The 1,242-nt window shown below is 77.3% G+C and carries 1 protein-coding gene, 1 tRNA gene and 1 pseudogene; 1 reads left to right on the forward strand and 2 read right to left on the reverse strand.

Going from position 1 to position 1,242, the window contains the following annotated elements; translation table 11 throughout:
- The first annotated feature begins 94 nt into the window (after positions 1–94).
- A complete protein-coding gene (locus tag LFA75_RS23650) occupies positions 95–889 on the forward strand; it encodes an enoyl-CoA hydratase/isomerase family protein (RefSeq protein ID WP_225236165.1) in 795 nt (264 codons plus the stop codon).
- Between the two features lie 54 nt (positions 890–943).
- Here LFA75_RS23650 and LFA75_RS23655 read toward each other — a convergent pair.
- Both LFA75_RS23655 and LFA75_RS23660 read right to left on the reverse strand, forming a co-directional pair.
- Positions 944–1,016: transfer RNA gene (locus LFA75_RS23655), tRNA-Ala, on the reverse strand.
- A 46-nt stretch (positions 1,017–1,062) separates the two neighbouring features.
- Positions 1,063–1,242 (reverse strand): annotated as a pseudogene (locus LFA75_RS23660) (hypothetical protein); the annotation flags it as partial.

Here is a 1,242-nt window from a genome sequence, read left to right on the forward strand (position 1 = left end):
GTCATGGACCGACCGTAGGGCCGCGGGCACGCCGACGCCCCCGGTCCCCCGCGGACCGGGGGCGTCGGCGTGCCCGCGGCCCTACGGTCGGTCCATGACGAGCAGCGCGACGACGCGACGGGTCAGCACGGCGGTGGACGGCGACGTCTGGCGGATCACCCTGGACCGCCCCGAGGCCGGCAACGCCATCGACCTGGCGCTGGCCGACGCCCTGGTGCAGGCCCTGGCCGACCGCCCCGCCGAGACCCGGACCGTGCTGCTGCTGGGCGCCGGCCCGCGGTTCTGCGTGGGCGGCGACGTGCAGGGCATGGCAGCGGCGCAGGACGCGCCCGGGTTCATCGGCGCGCTGGCCGAGCGCTGGCACGACGCGATCCGGGCGGTCATCACCTGCCCGGTCCCCGTGGTCGCCGGCGTGCAGGGCGCGGTGGCCGGCGCCGGGGTGGGCCTGGTCGGCGCCTGCGACCTCGTGGTCGCCGCCCGGTCGACGAAGTTCCGCCCGGCCTACGGCGCCATCGGCCTGTCCCCCGACGGCGGCAGCTCCTGGGCGCTGGCCCGCACGCTGGGCGCCCCGCGGGCGCTGGAGCTCATGCTGACCAACGGCACGCTGTCCGCCGCCGACGCCCACCTGTTCGGCCTGGTCGGCCGGCTGGTCGACGACGAGGAGCTGACCGCCGCGGCGACCGCGCTGGCCGCCCAGGTCGCGGCCGGACCGGTCCGGGCGATGGTCCGCACCCGGGGCCTGGTCCGCCGCGCGGCCACCACCACCCTGGACACCCAGCTGGACGAGGAGGCCCGGTTGATCGTGGAGTCCGCCGCCGACCCCGAGTCGGTCGAGGGCATCACCGCCTTCGTGGCCAAGCGTCCGGCGGACTTCCGGGCGGCCCGCTGACCCCCTGACGCACGGAGCCCGGGCCCCCTGACGGGACCCGGGCTCGGCGACCGGTGGAGCTGAGGGGATTCGAACCCCTGGCCTTCTCATTGCGAACGAGACGCGCTACCAACTGCGCCACAGCCCCTTGCTCCGGACACCTTACCGCGCGGGTGCCCGGGTGCTGCGCGGGGTCAGCCGGTGGCGGTGCGCGGCGCGTAGACGTCGATCTCGGCGAACCCGATGTCGTCGTCGTCCAGGCCGACCACCGCGCTGTGCTGCCACCCGGCGGCCGCCGGGGCGGCGTGCGAGGGGGTGACGGTGCGGCCGGGCCGGAGCGGGTGGACCGGGGCGAGCGGCAGGCTGTGCACCGG

It is taken from the genome of Klenkia terrae (assembly GCF_900491935.1).
Lineage (GTDB): Bacteria > Actinomycetota > Actinomycetes > Mycobacteriales > Geodermatophilaceae > Klenkia > Klenkia terrae.